The 17,776-nt window shown below is 73.8% G+C and carries 11 protein-coding genes; 6 read left to right on the forward strand and 5 right to left on the reverse strand.

The window, feature by feature from the left end; genetic code table 11:
* Positions 1–122: 122 nt before the first annotated feature.
* Complete coding sequence (locus ACIP82_RS10220; protein ID WP_363608269.1) at positions 123–1,103, forward strand: DUF1702 family protein; 981 nt, start codon at positions 123–125, stop codon at positions 1,101–1,103.
* Complete coding sequence (locus ACIP82_RS10225; protein ID WP_363608271.1) at positions 1,100–2,458, forward strand: cytochrome P450; 1,359 nt, start codon at positions 1,100–1,102, stop codon at positions 2,456–2,458. The genes ACIP82_RS10220 and ACIP82_RS10225 overlap by 4 nt, the downstream gene beginning before the upstream one ends.
* A gap of 193 nt (positions 2,459–2,651) precedes the next feature.
* Here ACIP82_RS10225 and ACIP82_RS10230 read toward each other — a convergent pair whose 3' ends face one another.
* The 5 genes from ACIP82_RS10230 to ACIP82_RS10250 form a co-directional block, all read right to left on the reverse strand.
* Positions 2,652–3,191 (reverse strand): flavin reductase family protein, encoded by a 540-nt coding sequence (locus tag ACIP82_RS10230; protein ID WP_400652711.1) that lies wholly within the window; start codon positions 3,189–3,191, stop codon positions 2,652–2,654.
* Between the two features lie 117 nt (positions 3,192–3,308).
* Complete coding sequence (locus ACIP82_RS10235) at positions 3,309–3,794, reverse strand: acyl-CoA thioesterase (RefSeq protein WP_363608273.1); 486 nt, start codon at positions 3,792–3,794, stop codon at positions 3,309–3,311.
* Positions 3,791–9,667, reverse strand: a complete 5,877-nt coding sequence (locus tag ACIP82_RS10240; RefSeq protein ID WP_400652714.1) for an SDR family NAD(P)-dependent oxidoreductase — start codon at positions 9,665–9,667, stop codon at positions 3,791–3,793. Before ACIP82_RS10240 ends, ACIP82_RS10235 begins: the two co-directional genes overlap by 4 nt.
* Entirely contained in the window at positions 9,664–10,692 is a 1,029-nt protein-coding gene (locus ACIP82_RS10245; RefSeq protein WP_363608277.1) for a hypothetical protein, read from the reverse strand. Before ACIP82_RS10245 ends, ACIP82_RS10240 begins: the two co-directional genes overlap by 4 nt.
* Entirely contained in the window at positions 10,689–12,668 is a 1,980-nt protein-coding gene (locus tag ACIP82_RS10250) for a CRTAC1 family protein (RefSeq protein WP_400652718.1), read from the reverse strand. The genes ACIP82_RS10245 and ACIP82_RS10250 overlap by 4 nt, the downstream gene beginning before the upstream one ends.
* Positions 12,669–12,951: 283 nt before the next feature.
* Here ACIP82_RS10250 and ACIP82_RS10255 point away from each other — a divergent pair, with 283 nt between their 5' ends.
* The 4 genes from ACIP82_RS10255 (at position 12,952) to ACIP82_RS10270 (ending at position 17,492) form a co-directional block, all read left to right on the forward strand.
* Positions 12,952–14,505, forward strand: a complete 1,554-nt coding sequence (locus ACIP82_RS10255; protein ID WP_400652720.1) for a GMC family oxidoreductase — start codon at positions 12,952–12,954, stop codon at positions 14,503–14,505.
* Between the two features lie 284 nt (positions 14,506–14,789).
* A complete protein-coding gene (locus ACIP82_RS10260; protein ID WP_400652722.1) occupies positions 14,790–15,458 on the forward strand; it encodes a carboxymuconolactone decarboxylase family protein in 669 nt (222 codons plus the stop codon).
* A complete protein-coding gene (locus ACIP82_RS10265) occupies positions 15,455–16,330 on the forward strand; it encodes an SDR family NAD(P)-dependent oxidoreductase (protein WP_363608285.1) in 876 nt (291 codons plus the stop codon). Before ACIP82_RS10260 ends, ACIP82_RS10265 begins: the two co-directional genes overlap by 4 nt.
* A 133-nt stretch (positions 16,331–16,463) precedes the next feature.
* A complete protein-coding gene (locus ACIP82_RS10270) occupies positions 16,464–17,492 on the forward strand; it encodes a carboxymuconolactone decarboxylase (protein ID WP_363608287.1) in 1,029 nt (342 codons plus the stop codon).
* Positions 17,493–17,776: the final 284 nt, after the last annotated feature.

The following is a 17,776-nucleotide window of genomic DNA, read 5'->3' on the forward strand; positions in this document are numbered from 1 at the left end:
CCGTCCTGCCCAGTCCGCCGGCCGACCGGGTCGGGCACGTTCGGAGTAGGCCCGCCGCGTCCGCCGCCAGCACGATGTGAAGCCGGATCACCGCGGTCCACCCCGCCCCGCTGGAGGGAACGTTGGCCGGTTACTGGCGCGCGCTGCGGCGCCGCATCCTGACGCCCGACATCTCGGAGACCCTGCTCTCCACCCGTGGCTTCCACGAGAAGGACCCCGCCGCCCGGCACCTGCTGGAGAACGTCGGCGCCACCTTCCTCACCGGCTACGCGTACGCCGCCGAGGCCCGCACCCCACCCGACGCCGAGCGCCGTCTCGAACAGGTCCCGGAGGAGTTCCGGGGCTTCGCCTACGAGGGCGCGGCGATGGCCCTGGCGATGCTGGACGGCCTGCCGCTGGGCGGCCGCAACCACGTCCGCGGGCTGCTCGCCGGGCGCGGCCGGGACCACGTCTACATGGCCTACGTCGGGGTGGGCTGGGCGATGGCCCGGCTCCCCCGCTTCCGCTGGCCGGCGCTGTCCCTGGACGACCCGCTGCTGCGCTGGCTCGCCCTGGACGGCTACGGCTTCCACCAGGCCTACTTCCGCACCGCCGAGTACGTCCACGGGCACCGGCGGGACACCGATCTGCCCTGGCCCTGCGACGGACCCCGCGACTACGTCCCGCACGCCGTCGACCAGGGGGTCGGCCGGGCCTGCTGGTTCGTCGGCGGCGCCGACCCCGAGCGGGTGGCCGACCTGCTCGACCGGTTCCCCGAGGAACGCCGGCCCGACCTCTACAGCGGCGCCGGGCTGGCGGCCACCTACGCGGGCGGCGGCGACGAGGCGGAGCTGCGGGCCTTCCTGCGGCGGGCGGAGAAGTACCGGGGCGAGGTCGCCCAGGGCTCCGTCTTCGCCGCCACCGCCCGGATCGAGGCCGGGCTGGTCACCGAGCACACCCGGCTGGCCGCCCGCGTCCTGTGCGGCCTGACCCCGGAGGAGGCCGCGGAGTTCAGCACCGCCGTCCGGCCGGTGCCGGTGGTGGACGGCGAGCTGCCCGCGTACGAGGTGTGGCGCCGCACGATCGCCGCCCGGTTCGCATCCCGCCCGGGCGCGGTCGTATGAGCACCGTCGCCCGGCCCGGCGGACGGCCGCCGGGGCCGTCCCGCCGGCGCACCCTGGACCTGCTGACCCGGATGGCCCGGGACCGGCTCTCCGTGATGACCTGGGCGGCGCGCACCTACGGCGACGCCGTCCGGCTGCCGCTCGGCCCGAAGACGCTGCACTTCTTCAACCATCCGGACCACGCCCGGCGGGTGCTCGCCGACAACGGCGCCAACTACCACAAGGGGATCGGCCTCACCCACGCCCGGCGGGCGCTCGGGGACGGGCTGCTCACCAGTGAGGGCGCGCTCTGGCGGCAGCAGCGGCGGACCATCCAGCCGGCCTTCCAGCCCAAGCGGCTGGCCCAGCAGGCCGCCGCCGTCGGGGAGGAGGCCGAGAAGCTGGTCGCCCGGCTGCTGGCCAGGCCGCCCGGGGAGCCGGTCGACATCCGGCAGGAGATGACCGGTCTGACGCTCGGTGTCCTCGGCCGGACGCTGCTCGACGCGGACCTCGACGCCTACGAGGGCATCGGCGAGCACTTCGAGACCGTCCAGGACCAGGCGATGTTCGAGATGATGTCGCTCGGGGCGGTGCCCACCTGGATCCCGCTGCCGGGGCAGACCCGGTTCCGCCGGGCCCGCGCCGAGCTCGAACGGATCACCGCCACGCTGGCGGCCGAACGGGCCTCGGCGTCGACCGGGGGCCGGGACGACGTGCTCTCCCGGCTGGTCGAGTCCAGCCGGGACGACCCGCCGGCCGTGCGCCGGCTACGGGTGCGCGACGAACTGGTGACCCTGCTGCTGGCCGGGCACGAGACCACCGCGTCCACCCTGAGCTGGACCTTCCACCTGGCGGCCCGGCACCCGCAGGTCTGGGAGCGGCTGCACGAGGAGGCCGTCGAGGTGCTCGGCGACCGCCCGGTCGGCATCGGGGACGTCCACCGGCTCGGCTACACCACCATGGTGCTGCAGGAGGTGATGCGGCTCTACCCGCCGGTCTGGATCCTGCCCCGCAAGGCACTCGCCGAGGACGAGATCGGCGGGTACCGGGTGCCGGCCGGCGCCGATGTGCTGATCTGCCCGTACACCCTGCACCGGCACCCGGAGTTCTGGGACCACCCGAACCGCTTCGACCCGGAGCGGTTCACCCCCGAGCGCGCCGCGCACCGCTCCCGGTACAGCTATCTGCCGTTCGGCGCCGGGCCGCGGGTCTGCGTCGGCAGCGGGCTCGGCATGATGGAGGCCGCCGTCGTCACCGCGGCGGTCGCCCGCCGGGTGCGGCTCACCGAGGTGCCCGGGTACCCGGTCGTCCCCGAGCCCATGCTGACCCTGCGGGTGCGGGGCGGGCTGCCGATGACGGTCCGGCCGGTCGGCTGAACCACCCGTACGAGAAGACCCCCGGGCCCGCGGGCCCGGGGGTCTTCTCGCGGTCCTGACGCCCTGCCGGCACCCGTCCGGACAGCACGACAGGCCCGGCCGTGCAGCGGCCCTCCCCGTGAGGGCCGCTGCACGGCCGGGCACAGCCGCCCCCGGCCCTCCCGATCGGGACCGGGAGGGCCGGGGAACAGGCTCAGGAACGGCCGAGCGGGTGGAACCCGCCGGCGTGGAAGACCAGCGCCGGCTCCGCCTCGCCGCGCCCCAGTCCGAGGACGGACCCGACCAGGATCGAGTGGTCCCCGCCGTCGTGCACGGCGGCCAGCCCGCATTCCAGCCAGGCCAGCGCGCCGGTGAGCAGCGGCGCGCCGGTGTGCCGCCCGGGGGACGCCGGGACGCCCTCGAACTCGGCCGCGCCGCGCGGCCGGTGGCGGTCCGCGAAGTAGCGGGCGAGCTTCTCCTGGCGGTCGGAGAGCACCGACACCGCGAAGCCCCCCTCCGCCAGGATCCGGTCGTGCACGGCGGCCGTACGCACCACGCACACCAGGACGAGCGCCGGGTCGAGCGAGACCGAGGTGAACGAGTTCGCCGTCATCCCGCACGGGTTCTCCCGTCCGGCCGTCAGCACGGTGACGCCGGTGGCGAAGGCGCCGAGCGCTCCGCGCAGGGCCGAGCGGTCGTGGACCCCGCGCGGGAGGCGCTCGGACAGCCCGGCCGGCTCAGGCGGCCCGGCCAACCCGGACAGCCCAGGCAGCCCAGGCAGCCCGGAAAGCCGGGCCGGTGTCCCGGGCGCCGCCGGTACGGGCGGTGCGGTGAGCCCGGTCAGGGACCGGCCGTCAGTGGCGCCCACGGCCTACACCCCGCTTCCGCTGCGGACCGGAACGGGCTCCGGGACGTCCGGGACGGCGCCGGCGGCGTAGGGCGCCAGCGCCAGCCGCAGCGGCTCGGGCACCCGGGCCGGGCGGGTGTCGTTGTTCGGCCCCCGCATGCAGGCCACCCGCTGCCGGCCCCGCGCGACCAGGTCCTCGCCGCCCTCGCGGAGCCGGACGTAGTCGAAGGTGAAGCCGATCTGGGTCTGGGTGAGGTCCTCCAGCCGCATCCGGATCGACAGCTCGTCGAAGGCGGTGATCTCGGCGAAGAACTCGCAGTCCACCTTGAGGGTGAACAGCTTCAGGTCGTCGCGGATGTCCGCCAGCACCTCGGGCGCCCGCTCCCGGAGGAAGAGCTCGCGGCAACGCCCCTGCCACCGGACGTAGTTGACGTAGTAGACGTTGCCCACCAGGTTGGTCTCCTCGAAGCCGACCAGATGGCGGTGCTCGAAGTACGGCCGGTCGCTCACTCGTCCCCCTCGGTCAGGATGGCGAACACCACGGGCTCCCGGAGCCCGCGCAGTGCGGTCGGAAAGGTCACGACGCGGGCGGCGCCGGAGCGCAGCACCAGCCAGCCGTCCAGGCCGGTGGCCGGGCCGGTCGCGGGCCCGGTCGCGGGGTCGGCGGTGAGCCGCCCGAGCGCCCGGCCGTGCTTGCGCAGGCACTCGACCGCTCCCCAGACCCGGGTGGCGGCCACGGACAGCTCCTCGGTCTGCTCGGCCGCGATCAGCCGGGCCAGGGCGAGGCCGTCGGCCCCGAGCAGGCCGGCCCAGTCCTCGGCGGTGCGCTCGTCGACGGTCTGGACGTCGCAGGCGACCGGCCGCTCCCCCGCCACCGCGAAGGTCACGCCCGCGCCGTGCGAGGAGGAGACGGTGGGCCCGCCCTCGATCTCGGGGCGGCCGTCCGGGCGGTAGCGGACCGTGGCCGGTCCGCCCACCAGCCGGGCGACGGCCTCGGCGGTGCGCTGCCGCCGTTCGGCGGTGCCCCGGGGCGGGGCGCCGTCGTCCGGGTGGACGACGCAGTCGACGGCGGCGGACAGCAGGAGTTCGGCCCGGCGCTCCAGGTAGGGGCCGAGCAGGACGGGCTCCCACGGACCGCGGCCGTCCTGCTTGCGGACGGCCTGGAGCCGCAGCCCCCGCCAGCTCTCGACCAGGGCGTCGTCGTGGTCGCGGACGTCCAGGTCGTAGAGGTAGGTGTCACCGTCGCGCAGGCGCTCGACGGCGTGCAGGACGAGCGGGCCGGACGCGCCGGCCCCCGGGCCGGCGGGGTGCAGCCGCTCGACGCCGACCGGCAGCAGGGTGGCGTCCGGGACGCAGCACTGGATGGCGTGCATGAGGGTGTCCCGGGCGCCGGGGTCGCCGAGGACCAGGCCGTCCGGCAGGTAGCCGGCGAACCAGGGGGCGTCCGCGCGGGTGGAGACCTCGGCGACGCACTGCTTGGCGGCCAGCGCCCGGTAGCCGAGCAGCCGCTGGAAGCGGCCGCCCTGGAAGAGCACCGGTCCGTAGAGGTCGCGGGCCGGGTCCAGCGGGACGGCGCCACCGGGTGCCGTCCCGAGGGCGGCGGGGGCGGGGGCGTCGAACCGCAGGGTGGCGCGGAAGTGGTCGGCCTGGTAGCCGGTCTCGCTGCTGCGGATGACGGTCCGGACCGTGCCGTCCTCGGCGGCGAGGACGGCCACCCGGATGGTGGTGGTGCCGTCGGTCGGCACCACGATCGGCCGCAGGAACTCCGCGTCCTGGAGCGCCGGCGGTGTGCCGTGCCCGGTCAGGGCGGCGGCGCACTGGGTCATCGCCTCCATGCCGAGGACGGCGGGGAAGAGCAGCGAGCCGTCGAGCAGGTGGTCGCCGAGGTAGGGGTCGGTGGCGTCCGACAGGTCGGTCTCGGCGACGAGTTCGACGCCGGGGTGGTGCACCAGGAGGCGGTCGAGGAAGCGGTACAGCGGCAGTTCGGCCGTCTCGTGGGTGAGGGTCGGCAGGGATCCGGTGCGGCCGGCCACCACCAGGGTGCCGGGGGCCGTCCGGTCGGCGAGCAGACGGCCGAGCAGCGCGACGCCCTCCTCGGCCGGGATGGGTTCGATGCCGGCCCGGAGCAGCGACTCCAGGACGCCGAGCCGTTCGCCCATGCCGGTGCCGGACCAGACCGACCATTCGAGCGCGAGGCAGCGGCAGTCGGGGTAGTCCTCCCGGACCCGGTCGGTGAGGTCGGTGAGCCAGTCGTTGGCGGTGGCGTAGTCGCCCTCGCCGCGCAGTCCGGCCCGGCCGATGATGCTGCCGAAGGTGACCAGCAGCCGCAGGGAGGCGGGGTCGGTCACCGCGAGGACGTTCTCCAGGCCGGTGATCTTGGTGGCGAGGGTGCGCCGGAAGGACGCCTCGTCGAGGTCGGCGAGGGCGTGCGGCACATTGCGGCCGGCACCGTGCAGGACGGCGGTGACCGGGCCCAGGACGGCGTGGATCCGGGCGACGGCCGTCTTGACCTCGTCGGCGGCGGTCACATCGGCCCGGACGTAGTGGTAGGAGACGCCGGCGGCGGCCATCCGCTCCAGGTTGGCGGCGAGTTCGGGGTCGTCGTCCGGGTCGGAGCGGCCGAGCAGACCGATGGCGGTGCCGGTGGCGCGGGCCAGCCCGAGGGCGCACTCGGCGGTGATGCCCTTGCCGCCCCCGGTCACCAGCAGGACGTCGCCGGTCCCGAGGCCGAGGTCGGCGCCCTCCTCGGCGGCCGCGGTCGGGTGGGGGCGCAGGACGGGGACGCGGCGGGTGCCGTCGGGGTCGTAGTGCACCTCGGCGAAGCCCCGGGTGGCCGCGACGTCGGCGACGATCCGGGCGACGGTGTCGGCGCCCGCTCCGGCGCCCGGTCCGGTGTCCCGGCCGGGCGCGAGCGGCAGGGTGATCACGGTGGTGGCGACCGCGGGCGCCTCCAGGTGCAGGGTCCTGGCCAGTCCGGCGGCGCCGCGCCGGTCGCCCACGGCGACCAGGCGGACCGGTCCGGCCGCGGAGAGTGCCGCCCGGGCGGCGTCGAGCATCAGGCCGGCGTGCCGCTCGTCGCAGTCGGCGGGCAGGCAGAGCAGCACGCCGTCGCCGAGTCCGGCCCGGCCGAGGGCGCGGTGCAGGTCCTCCGCCAGCGGGTGGTGGGGGGTGCTGAAGAGCTGCCAGTCGCCCCCCGGCCGGGGGGCGCCGGCCGGTCCCGCGGCGGCCGGGACGAGGTCGACCGCGTAGGCCCGCACCCAGGGGGCGACCCCCTGGACGGCCGCCGCACCGTCCGTCCCGGGGCCGTCGCCGTCGCCGAGCTCGTCGAGCAGTCCGGCGAGTTCGGCCAGGGTCGAGGTGGCGAAGGCGGAGGTGGCCATCGGCACGGACCGGCCGAGTTCACGGGCGGTGTCGTTGACGATCTGGCCGACCGTGATGGAGCTGAGGTGCAGCTCGTCCAGCGGGTTCATGCCGCCGTGCACCGCCGCGAGCGGCAGCTCCGCGCGCTCGGCGGCGAGCCGGAGCAGGACGGCGAGCGTGTCGTCGCCTCCGTCGGACGGCGTCTCCCGGTCCGCCGTCCGGGCGCGTTCGCGGGCCGGGGCCGGCTCGGAGCGCTCCGCCGGGCGGGCCGCCGCCGTGGTGCCGAAGTCGCCTTCGGGGGCCTCCTCGCAGGGGCTGGCGAAGAACCGGAACTCCTTGTCCAGCGGCAGCGGGCGGACCAGCCGGTCCGCGAAGAGCGCCGCGTGCTCGACGGGCGCGCCCATCGTCCAGGCCGCGGCCGTCGCGCCGAGCAGGCCGGCCAGCGAGGTGCCGTCGGTGTCGAGCGAGAGCACCGGGACGGTGGGCGCGATCTCGGCCGCCAGGCCGCGCAGCACCCGCCCGGGGCCGACCTCCAGCAGCAGGTCGGTGTCGGCGGCCAGGGCGGAAAGGGCCTCGGCGAAGCGGACCGGGTCGAGCACCTGCCGGGTCAGCAGGGCGCGCGGGTCCGTCCCCTCGGCCAGTTCGGCGCCGGTGACGGTCGAGAACATCCGGCCGTGCGGCGCGGTGAACGGGACGGTCGCCAGGTGCTCCGCGAACGCGTGGGCGGCCGGTTCGACCGCGGGCGAGTGGAAGGCGTGCGAGACGTTGATCCGGTTGCTGCCGAGCCCCTGCCGGGAGGCCCGGGCGCAGACCCGTTCGACCGCGTCGACCGGGCCGGACACCACCGTCTGGGTCGGGCCGTTGTATCCGGCGACGACCACCGGGAGTCCGTCCAGCAGCGGCTCGACCTCGGCGGGCGGCGCGGCGATCCCGGCCATCGTGCCGTTGCCGTCACTGGCGTGTGCCATCACCCGGCCGCGCACGGCGACGGTCTCCAGCAGGGCGGACTCGTCGAGGGCGCCCGCCCAGTGCAGCGTGGTGAGTTCGCCCAGGCTGTGCCCGACGGCACCGACCGCCTCGATGCCGAGGGCGGCGAGCACCCGCAGGCCGGCGACGGAGGAGGTCACGATGCGCGGCTGGGCGACGTCGGTGGCGACCAGGTCCCCGTCGGCGGGCAGCCGCAGGTCGCGGTAGAGCGCGTCGACGGTGGCGAACCTGCGGCGCAGCGCGCCGCCGTCGCCCCGGCGTCCGGCGCCCTGCCCGGGGAAGAGCAGGCCGATCCGGGGCCGGGCCGAGCCGACCCCGAGGAACACCCCGCCGGCCGGGTCGACGACGGCGCGGGTGCCGCCGTCGAGGAGGCCGAGCAGGTGCTCGAAGCGCCGGGCGGCCTCCTGCGGGTTGGCCGCGAGGACGGCCGCCCGGACCGGTCGGCCGGCCAGCCGGGACTGCAGGGTGGCGGCGAGGTCCGCCAGTTCGGCGTAGGAGAGGCGGGCGGTCAGGTCGGCGAGGTGGGCGGCCGAGGCCCGCAGGTCGGCCGGGCTCGCGGCGTCCACGAGCAGCAGCTCGCAGTCCTGCCGGGAGCGGACCAGCCGTTCGGTGGTCCGTCCGAGGGCGCTCTTGCGGACGCCGTCGGCGTGCTCGACCACCACGTGGGCGTTGATGCCGCCGAAGCCCATGGAGGAGACCCCGGCGCGGATCGGCGCCTCGGCCGGCCACAGTTCGGCGGTGTCCGGGACGCGCAGCGCGGGCTGCTGTCCGGTGAGTTCGGCCTGCGGCTCGGTGTGGCCGGTGGCGGGCGGGATGATCTGGTGGCGCACCGCCAGGATGGCCTTGAGCAGCCCGGCCACTCCGGCGGCGGCCTTGGTGTGCCCGATGTTGCCCTTGATGGTGCTGATGGCCGCGGGTGGGGCGGTGGCGTCGGCGGCCCGGCGGGCCTGCGAGAAGGCGCGCAGTTCGGTGGCGTCGCCGACGGCCGTGCCGGTGCCGTGGCCCTCCAGGTAGTGGACCGAGTCGATGCCGAACCCGGCCGCCCGGTAGGCCCGTTCGATGGCCAGCCGGTGTCCCTGGACCTCGGGGCGGGTGATGCCGCCGCGGCCGTCCGAGGAGTAGCCCCAGCCGGGCAGGGTGGCGTAGCGGAACCGGCCCTGCGCGCGGGCGTCCTCGTCGCGCATCAGGACGAGCATGCCGCAGCCCTCGCCGGGCCAGAAGCCGTTGGAGTGCCGGTCGTAGACGCGCATCTCGCCGGTGGCGAGGGCGCCGGTCTTGGCGAAGCCGATCAGTTCGAACGGGTCGATGCTGAGGTCGACCCCGCCGGCGACGGCGACGTCGAACCGGCCGTCGGCGAGCGCGTCGGCGGCGGTGATGACGGAGAGCAGGGAGGAGGAGCAGGCCCCGTCGACGGTGAAGCCGCCGCCCTTGAAGTCGAAGTGGTTGCAGATCCGGCCGGCGATCGTGTTGGCCAGGCCGCCGGCCAGGGTGTCCTCGCCGATCGGCGGGAACGGGCTCTTGTAGCGCTCCTCCAGGCCGTCCAGGAACTCCCCGAGCGCGGCGTCGTCCCAGCCCTGTTCGCGCAGCGCGGCGCCGACCGTCCGGCGGACGTAGGGCCAGCGCAGGCGCATGACGTTGGCGCGGCTGAACTCGCCGGTCAGGGTGTTGCCGACGACGACGCCGGTGTTGGCGTCGGCGAGCCCGTGACCGGCCGGGAAGCCGGCGTCGGCGAGGGCCCGGGCGGCGGTGTCGAGGGCCAGCCAGTGCGTCATGTCGGTGGCGCGGAAGGTGCTGCCGGCGACCCGGTGCTCGACCCGGTCGAACTCGAAGCCCTCGATGACGGCCGCGTTGGGGCTGTAGAAGCGGTCCGGTGCGGCGGGGTCGGGGTCGTAGTAGTCGGCCGCCCGCATCCGCTCGTCGGGGATGCGGCGGAAGGCCCGGCGCCCGGCCAGGACGTTCTGCCACAGCTGCTGGGGGGAGTCGGCGTCGGGGTAGCGGCAGGCGATGCCGACGACGGCGATGCGGCGGTCGCTCATACCGACACCGCCTCGGTGCCGGACTGCCGGCCGACCGCCTGCGGGTTGCCGGCCGCGCCGAGCGGGCCGGCCGCGGCGCGCTCGCGGCGTCGCTTGAGCAGGTGGGCGACCCACCAGCCGCCGCCGCGCAGCGCGCAGGCGAGGGAGGTGGCGAAGAACAGCGTGTAGACGACGTTGAAGACCATCAGGAGGCCGTAGATCATGGCCACCCCGGAGCCGAACATGAACTGCGGCCAGGCCTTGGACGGGGTGGTGCCGGGGTCGCTGATCATGTAGTTGGTGAAGAGGACGAACGCCACCCCGGTCATCACGCCGAGCGCGGAGTAGAGCGAGACGTCCCAGATCCAGTGCCGGAGGAACGCCTGGATGGCGAAGCCGCCGAGCCAGCCCACGATCAGCGGGGTGCGCTTGGTCAGCAGGGAGTTGATCACCGTGCCGGCGGTGGCGATGATCAGCGGGATCATCATCCGGAAGAAGGTGTTGGCGTTCTCGGTGAACTCGTAGGGCGGGGCGATGCTCAGCCAGGAGCCGAAGCAGAGCAGCGAGACGGTGATCCCGAAGTTCGACGGGTTCATGAAGTGGCGCATCCGCCCGGCCACCGGGGCCTGGAGGGCGTGCTTGCCGGAGACGCCGACGACCACCGCGAAGAGCATCGCGATCAGCTGGTTGTTGACGTAGAGGAGCATGTTCGCGGCCAGCGCGGTGATGTGCGACGGCAGGAGGAACTCGTAGACGCCGCGCACGCCGTGGCCGAGGAACCGCGGCCCGCGCTTCTGCGCCCAGGCGCTCAGCAGCTCGAAGGCGATCTCGGTGGCGTAGCCGGTGAGCACCGCCAGGATCGGCCAGAGCCAGGGCTGCTCGAAGCCGAGCAGGGTGTAACCGAAGATGTTGAACACGCTGATGGAGAGCGCGAAGTTGCGCAGGGCGAGGTAGCGGGGGTCGGGCTTCGGCTTCGGTCCGGGCGCGGGCGACGGGGACGCGCCGGCCGGTACGCCGCTGACGGGTGACTGTACGGTCGCGGTCATCGGCTCGGGACCTCCTTGATGTCGCTGGTGAGTTCGAGGGTGTGGGTGCCCGGGGTCAGCTGGGTCGTCTTCTGGTGCGGGGTGCCGCCGGCGTCGCGCCATTCGAGGCTCACCGTCACCGGGCCGCTCGTGGCGCCGAGGCCGAAGTGCACGTCGAAGCTGCGGAATCCGCCGTGGCCGCCACCGCCGTCGAGCTGGGAGACCTGGGTGCCGAGGGCCGAGGTCACCTTGACCCGGGCGCCGTAGGCGGGCGATCCGGTGCCCGCCAGGCCCTTGCCGGCCGCGCTGTCGCCGGCCGGGCGGTAGAGCTTCAGGTTGAGGTAGTCGCCGCGGTTGGACGCCATGTTGGCGTAGAAGGCGGGCGGGCCCCACTGGCGGGCCACCGCGAAGTCGAGGGCGCCGGTACCGGTGGTGTCACCGGTGGCGATGCCCCGGGTGGGGGTGGGGACGGCGAGGCCGAGCTGCTTGCTGACGTTGGCGTAGACGCCGTTGGCGGTCTTGGCGTAGAAGCCGAGCACGTTGTCGCCGGCGAGGTCGTCACCGGGCTGCACGTGCGGCCACATCCGGGGGTTGGAGAGCAGGTTGTCGTTGCTCATGGCGAGTTCCTGGAGCCACGGCCAGCGGTCGATGTTCCCCTTGACGAAGCCGGTGGCCTGGATGACGGAGAGGTCGCCGTTGTTGAGGAAGTCGCCCATCTTGGCGTCCCAGCCCCAGCCGGTCCAGGCCATGCCGTGCTCCTGGGCCTTCTGGGTGAACGGCGCCGTGCCGCGTTCGAGCTGCCGCTTCATGTCGGCCTCGTCCTTCGCCTCGTTGACCCAGACGAAGTTGCTCTCCTCCAGGCCCCAGGCCTCGGTGATGTTGCTGACGAACATGTCGAAGTTGCCGTTGTGGTTGAGGTCGCCGAAGTCGACGCCCATGCCCTTGAAGGAGCCCTTGCCGAGGACGAACGACTTCGGGGTGGTGGGCGTCCGCTCCCCGGTGGCCTCGGTGAACCGGATCTTCCCCGGGGTGGAGCGGTTGTACAGCAGGTGGGCGTGGCCGAAGTCGTTGGCGATGTAGAGCTCGGGGAGCGCGTCGGAGGTCAGGTCGGCGCCGGAGATGGCCAGCGTCCACCCGGTGGAGGCGTCGTAGGGGATCGCGTCCTTCTCCTCCACGAAGGCGGCGGTGGGGTCGCTGCCGGTGGTGGCGGACACCCAGCGCAGCACGTGGTCGCCGCCGGCGTTGCGGGCGCTGGAGAGGGAGTCGTTCATCGCCACGTTGTTGAGGCCGTGCGGGTCCAGGACGTCGGAGTCCGGGAAGTAGTTGCCGATCACGATGGACGGGTGGCCGCTGCCGTCGAGGTCGCCGACGTAGTCCGCGTCGGTGTTCCAGCGCGGGCCGTGGTACTTGCCGTCCGGCGAGGCGGTGGGCACGACCTCGCGCGGCACGTACGCGCCGGGCGCCGGCTCGGTGGCGTCGGTCCTGGCCATGAAGAGGATCGGGGTCCGGCCCCAGTAGGTGACCAGCAGGTCCATCCGGCCGTCGCCGTTGAAGTCGCCCGGGGTGCAGCCGGTGGGCGCCATCGCGGCGTCCATCGGCAGCGGCGCCGCGTCGAGGACGAAGGGGGTGAAGCGGTCGCCGGGCCGGGCGGTCGGCGTGTAGGTGACGATCACCTGGTCGGTCCGGGTGTCGACGATGCACATGCCATCGGCGACGCCGTGTCCGGTCAGGTCGTTGATGGCGATGCTGGCGCCGACCGAGGAGATCCACGAACGGATCTTGTAGTAGGCCGGGTTGACCTCCCGGACGGTCTTCATCGGGCGGTTCTCGTAGCCCGGTGGCATCGCGATCGGCAGTTCCTGGAAGGCGTACGCGGCGGCTGCCTCGTCACCTCCGGCCACCGCCACGGAGGTCCTGACCGCGAAGAACAGGGAGGCGGCGACCACGATGGTCGCCACCCCCGGTATCATCCGGCGAAACCGCTCACGGAGAGGCATCTCATTCCCTTCGGATCGGGCACGGACGGAACTGCCAGGACCAGTGAAATACCGTCAAAAGAACGGCGGATATGGCCAGGAGTTCGCAGAATGAATGATGGATCGGAGTCCGCGGAAAACGCTTCTCCCGCATTGCCCACCGATACGGCCGATATGGGCACGTTCGGAGAAGACCGCGGCCCGGGCACGTGTGATGCTCTCCGGCAGATCGCCCGAGCGCACGCCCCGTGGATCCACCACGAACGGGGGTGCCGCCACCGGTACTACGCCGCGAGGACATGTCATGACAGAGACGTACGACGAGATCATTGTCGGATCAGGCTCGGCCGGCGCAGCCCTGGCCGCCCGGCTCAGCGCCGATCCCTCCCGCCGGGTCCTGCTGCTGGAGGCCGGCCCGGACTTTCCGGACATCGACGGGACCCCCGAGGACCTCCGCAGCGGCGCCGCGATGTCGCTGGACGAGCACGACTGGAAGTACCGGGCCGAGATCGCCGACGGCCGGCGGGTCCGCTTCCCGCGCGGCAAGGTGACCGGCGGCTCCTCGGCGGTGGGCGCCACCATCGCCCTGCGCGGCGTGCCGCAGGACTACGACGAGTGGGCCGCCGTCGGAAACCCCGAGTGGTCCTGGGAGAAGGTCCTGCCGTTCTTCCGCCGCCTGGAGGACGACGCCGACCACGACCAGGGCGAAGTGCACGGCCGGGGCGGCCCGTACCCGGTGCGCCGCTGGCAGCCCGACGAACTGACCGACATCCAGCGGGGGTTCCTGCAGGCCGCCCTGGACGCCGGATACCCCGAGGTCAAGGACCACAACGACCCCGAGGCGACCGGCGTCGGCCCGATCCCCTCCAACCGGCGCGAGCCGCTGGACGTCCGGGTCTCCACCGCGATGGCCTACCTGACCGCCGAGGTGCGCGAGCGCCCCAACCTCACCATCCGGCCCGGCGTCCTCGTCCACCGCGTGCTGCTGGAGGACGGGCGCGCCACGGGCGTGGAGGTGTCCACCGCGGGCGGCGCGGCCGAGCAACTGCTCGGCCGCCGGGTCGTGCTGTCCGCCGGCGCTGTCAACTCACCCGCCATCCTGATGCGTTCGGGCATCGGCCCGGCCGACGAGCTGGCCCGCCACGGCATCGCGGTCCGGACCGACCTGCCGGGCGTGGGCGCCAACCTGATCGACCACCCGCGGACCGGCGTCTTCATGGTGCCCCGGCCCGGCGCCGTGGACACCGCGGCACCGTTCCTGCAGACCATCCTGCGCACCACCGCCGAGGACTCCGACCAGTTCAACGACCTGCAGTTCTACATGGTCAACCACTTCGACCTGACACTCTTCCCGGACCTCCAGATGCTGGCCGGCGGCATGGTCATCCTCGGCGTCATGGTCGTCCACCAGCGGCCCGAGTCCCGCGGCCGGATCACCCTCACCTCCGCCGACCCCGCGGCCGCGCCCGACGTCCGGCTGAACTTCCTCTCCACCGAGCGGGACATGCGGATCCTCGCCGACGGCGTCCGCACCTGCTGGCAGCTGGCCAACCACCCGGACGTCCGCCCGTACGGCGAGTCCTTCATCGTGCTCAACGAGCGGCTGGTCGAGCAGGACGACATGGTGCGCCAGTACATCCGGGTCAGCCTGGACAGCGCCTACCACCCGGTCGGCACCGCCCGGATGGGGCCGGCCGACGACCCGGGCGCCGTGGTCGACCAGTACCTGCGCGTCCACGGTGTCGACGGCCTGTACGTGGCCGACGCCTCCGTGATGCCGAACATCGTCAGCTGCAACACCAACCTGACCTCGATCATGATCGGCGAGCGGCTGGCGGACTGGCTGAGCCGCGACTGACCGCCACCGGCCGCCACGGCCGGCCGGCCCCGGGCCCGTTCGCGTACCAGGCGGACGGGCCCGGGGCCGTTCGCGTACCCGGGACGCCGGCCGGCCGAAATGACCAATACCCGTGCCCGGTCCGGCCTTTGACCAACCGGCCGACCGGTCGTTCAATCCACCTGGCAGAGGGCAATCTCGGAGACACCAGACCGACCGCCCGGTGCCACCATCGTGGGAAAGCAAAGCACCGAAATCACCGTCCGCGGAATATCCGAACCACTCGGAGAGCAGGAGAGATTGACATGACGGAGCAGCAGCAGATCCCCGGGGTCCGCGTCCCGATGGTGTCCGAATCCGAGGCCACCGGCCGCACCGCGGAACTGTACGAGCGCATCAAGGAGACGACGAAGCTTCCCTTCGTTCCGGACATGTTCCGGCTGGTATCCGCCCGGCCGGCCCTCCTGGAGGTGGTACTCGCCGGCTATTCCGGGGTCTTCAGCGACGGCGTGCTGCCGCGCGGCACCCGGGAACTCATCTCCGCCTGGACGTCGAAGGTCTGCGGCTGCCCGTACTGCGTCGGGACGCACAACTGGTTCCTGCTCCAGTTCGGCGGCAGCAAGGAGCTCGCCGACGCCATCACCGTCGCGAGCTCCCCCGACGAGCTGCCCGTCGACGCGCCCACCGCCGAACTGCTGCGGCTGGTCACCAAGGTGACCACCGGCGCCTACCGGGTCACCGACGAGGACTGGCAGCGGGCCGCCGCCGCGGGGTGGAACGACGAGGAACTGCTGGAGGCGGTCTTCGTCGCCGCCCTGTTCAACTTCATCACACGGCTGGTCGACGGCCTCGGGCTCGGCACGACGGTCCGCGAGAGCCGGATCTCCCGGCAGGACACCGAGGAGCAGGACACCGGGGAGCAGGCGACCGGAGACGCCGGGGACGCCGGGGACACCGAGGACGCCGCCCGGTGAACGCCTCCCGCGCCGTTCTGCTCACCGGCGCCTCCTCCGGCACCGGCCTCTCCTCCGGCACCGGCCGGGCCGTCGCACTCCGGCTGCACCGGGCCGGCTGGCCGGTGTACGCGACCGCCCGCGACCCCGAGATGCTCGCGCCGCTCGCCGCGGAGGGCATCACCACGATGCGCCTGGACGTGACCGACGAGAAGTCGATGCTGGCGGCGGTGGAGCGGATCACCGCCGAACACGGCGCGGTGGGCGTGCTCGTCAACAACGCGGCCTACAGCCTCAACGGGACCATCGGCGAGACGCCGATCGAGGAGGTCCGCCGGCAGTTCGAGACCAATGTCTTCGGGCTCTCCCGGCTGACCCAGCTGGTCCTGCCCGGCATGCGCGAGCAGGGGCAGGGCCGGATCGTGATGATGTCCTCGATCTTCGGGCAGTTCGCCACCCCCGGGCGCGGCTACTACCAGGCCACCAAGCACGCGCTGGAGGCCATCGGGGACTCGCTGCGGCACGAGGTCGCCCACGTCGGGATCAAGGTGGTCCTGGTCGAGCCCTCGCCGATCCTCGGCGGCTTCGTGCCGACCAGCGTCGCCGACCTCGGGATGTCCGGCCAGGAGAAGTCCGGCCTGTACGACGCGTTCTGGGAGCACTTCGTCGACTGGCACGGGGCCTACCGCGAGACCGAACACCCCACCGGCCGCGGGCGGATGGCGGTCCGGGCCGAAACGGTCGCCAAGGTCGTGGAGCGGGCGGTGGCCAGCGACAACCCGAGGATCAGGTACCGGATCGGGGTCCCGTCCCGGCTGCTGCCCCGGATGCGCTGGACCATCGGCGACCGCATGTTCGAGCGATTTGTGCGAGCTTTCTTCCCGATCCCTTAACATGCGGTCCACCGAACGTTCCTGACTGGCACTCAGTCGGACTCCCCAACCACCGCCGGTCCCGCCGGCGCCCACCGGACGTCCGGCCCCGTTCCCGTCCCTCCGGCCCACACACCTACTACAGGGGAACCGCGTGCACCGAAGAATCGTCCAACGCGGGCTGCGCAACCTGTCGCTCGCCCAGATCCGCCACGTCTCGCCGGCCGGCTACCACAGCGGCGGACTGCCCGTACGCCGCGTCTACCGGGAGGTGGAGCGCGACTTCGGGGTGCTCGCCCCGCCCATCGCACTGCACTCCCCCGCGCCGGACGTGATGACCGCGAGCTGGCTGGTCCTCCGCGCCTCGCTGGTCGCCCCCGGCCGGGCGCGGCGGGCGGCGAAGGAGGCGGTGGCCGTCGCGGTCTCCGAGGCCAACTCCTGCCCCTTCTGCGTCCGGATGCACGCCGCGACCCTGGCGGTGCTGCTGCCCGGCGGCGGCGCCGGTCCGGGGCAGCCCGCCACCGTCGCGGGCGGCGACGGGCTGCCCGACCCCGTCCCGGCGGACGAAGTGCCCGAACTGATCGGGACCCTGGTGGTGATGCACTACCTCAACCGGATGGTCAACGTCTTCCTGAGCGAAGTCCCGCTGCCGCCCGGCGCCCCCAGGACCTCGCTCGGCCCGGTCCTGCGGGTGCTCACCTGGCTGATCCGCTCGGCGGGCCGGACGGCCTCCCCGCGCTCGCGCAATCACGGCCTGCTCCCCGCGGCCGAGCTGCCGGAGGACCTCCGCTGGGCGGCGGGCGAGCCGAGCGTCGCGGACGCCTTCGCCCGGGCCTGCGCCGCCCTCGACGAGGCCGGCCGCCGGGCCGTTCCGGCCGCCGTCCGGGCCGTGGTGACCGCCGAACTCGACCAGTGGGACGGGCAGCCGCCGGGGCTCGGCACCCCCTGGCCGGAGCGGGCGCTGGCCGGCCTGTCGGCCGAGGACCGGCCGGCGGGCCGGCTGGCCCTGCTCAGCGCGATGGCCTCCTACCGCGTCGACGACCGGACCGTCGCCGCCGCGCGGCCCGGCCGGACCGACCGCGACATCGTCGAAATCACCGCCTGGGCGAGCTTCGAGGCGGCCCGCCGAATCGGCGACCGGACCTACCGGCAGACCGGCCGGAAGGACGCCACCGGCCATTGAGGGCTACCCCGCCCGGGCATGGCCCGAACCTCGGGCGTGACCTTGAGTTCGACATACGACTCCGCTAACGTAACGGCCCATAACACGGGGGCATCACAAATTGACGACGGTTTCTCCACTAACGGAACAGAGCGTCCCGCCGAATCGGCGGAATTCCACGGCCGCGCGCCGCCACAGGCTCGACGGAGGCTGCGCCCGGCCGGTTCCATGCGCCATCTGATCCGGGCGCCGCTTCCCGCGGCGCCCGCGGTCTCATGCCGCGCACCTCTTCCCCCGATTGGAGA

The organism is Kitasatospora sp. NPDC088548, assembly GCF_044753005.1.
Lineage (GTDB): Bacteria > Actinomycetota > Actinomycetes > Streptomycetales > Streptomycetaceae > Kitasatospora.

Excerpts from the sequence above, each read along its gene's own strand:
- ACIP82_RS10225 (WP_363608271.1), top strand. The coding sequence starts at position 1,100 with ATGAGCACCGTCGCCCGGCCCGGCGGACGGCCGCCGGGGCCGTCCCGC.
- ACIP82_RS10240 (WP_400652714.1), bottom strand. The coding sequence starts at position 9,667 with ATGAGCGACCGCCGCATCGCCGTCGTCGGCATCGCCTGCCGCTACCCC.
- ACIP82_RS10245 (WP_363608277.1), bottom strand. The coding sequence starts at position 10,692 with ATGACCGCGACCGTACAGTCACCCGTCAGCGGCGTACCGGCCGGCGCG.
- ACIP82_RS10250 (WP_400652718.1), bottom strand. The coding sequence starts at position 12,668 with ATGCCTCTCCGTGAGCGGTTTCGCCGGATGATACCGGGGGTGGCGACC.
- ACIP82_RS10255 (WP_400652720.1), top strand. The coding sequence starts at position 12,952 with ATGACAGAGACGTACGACGAGATCATTGTCGGATCAGGCTCGGCCGGC.
- ACIP82_RS10260 (WP_400652722.1), top strand. The coding sequence starts at position 14,790 with ATGACGGAGCAGCAGCAGATCCCCGGGGTCCGCGTCCCGATGGTGTCC.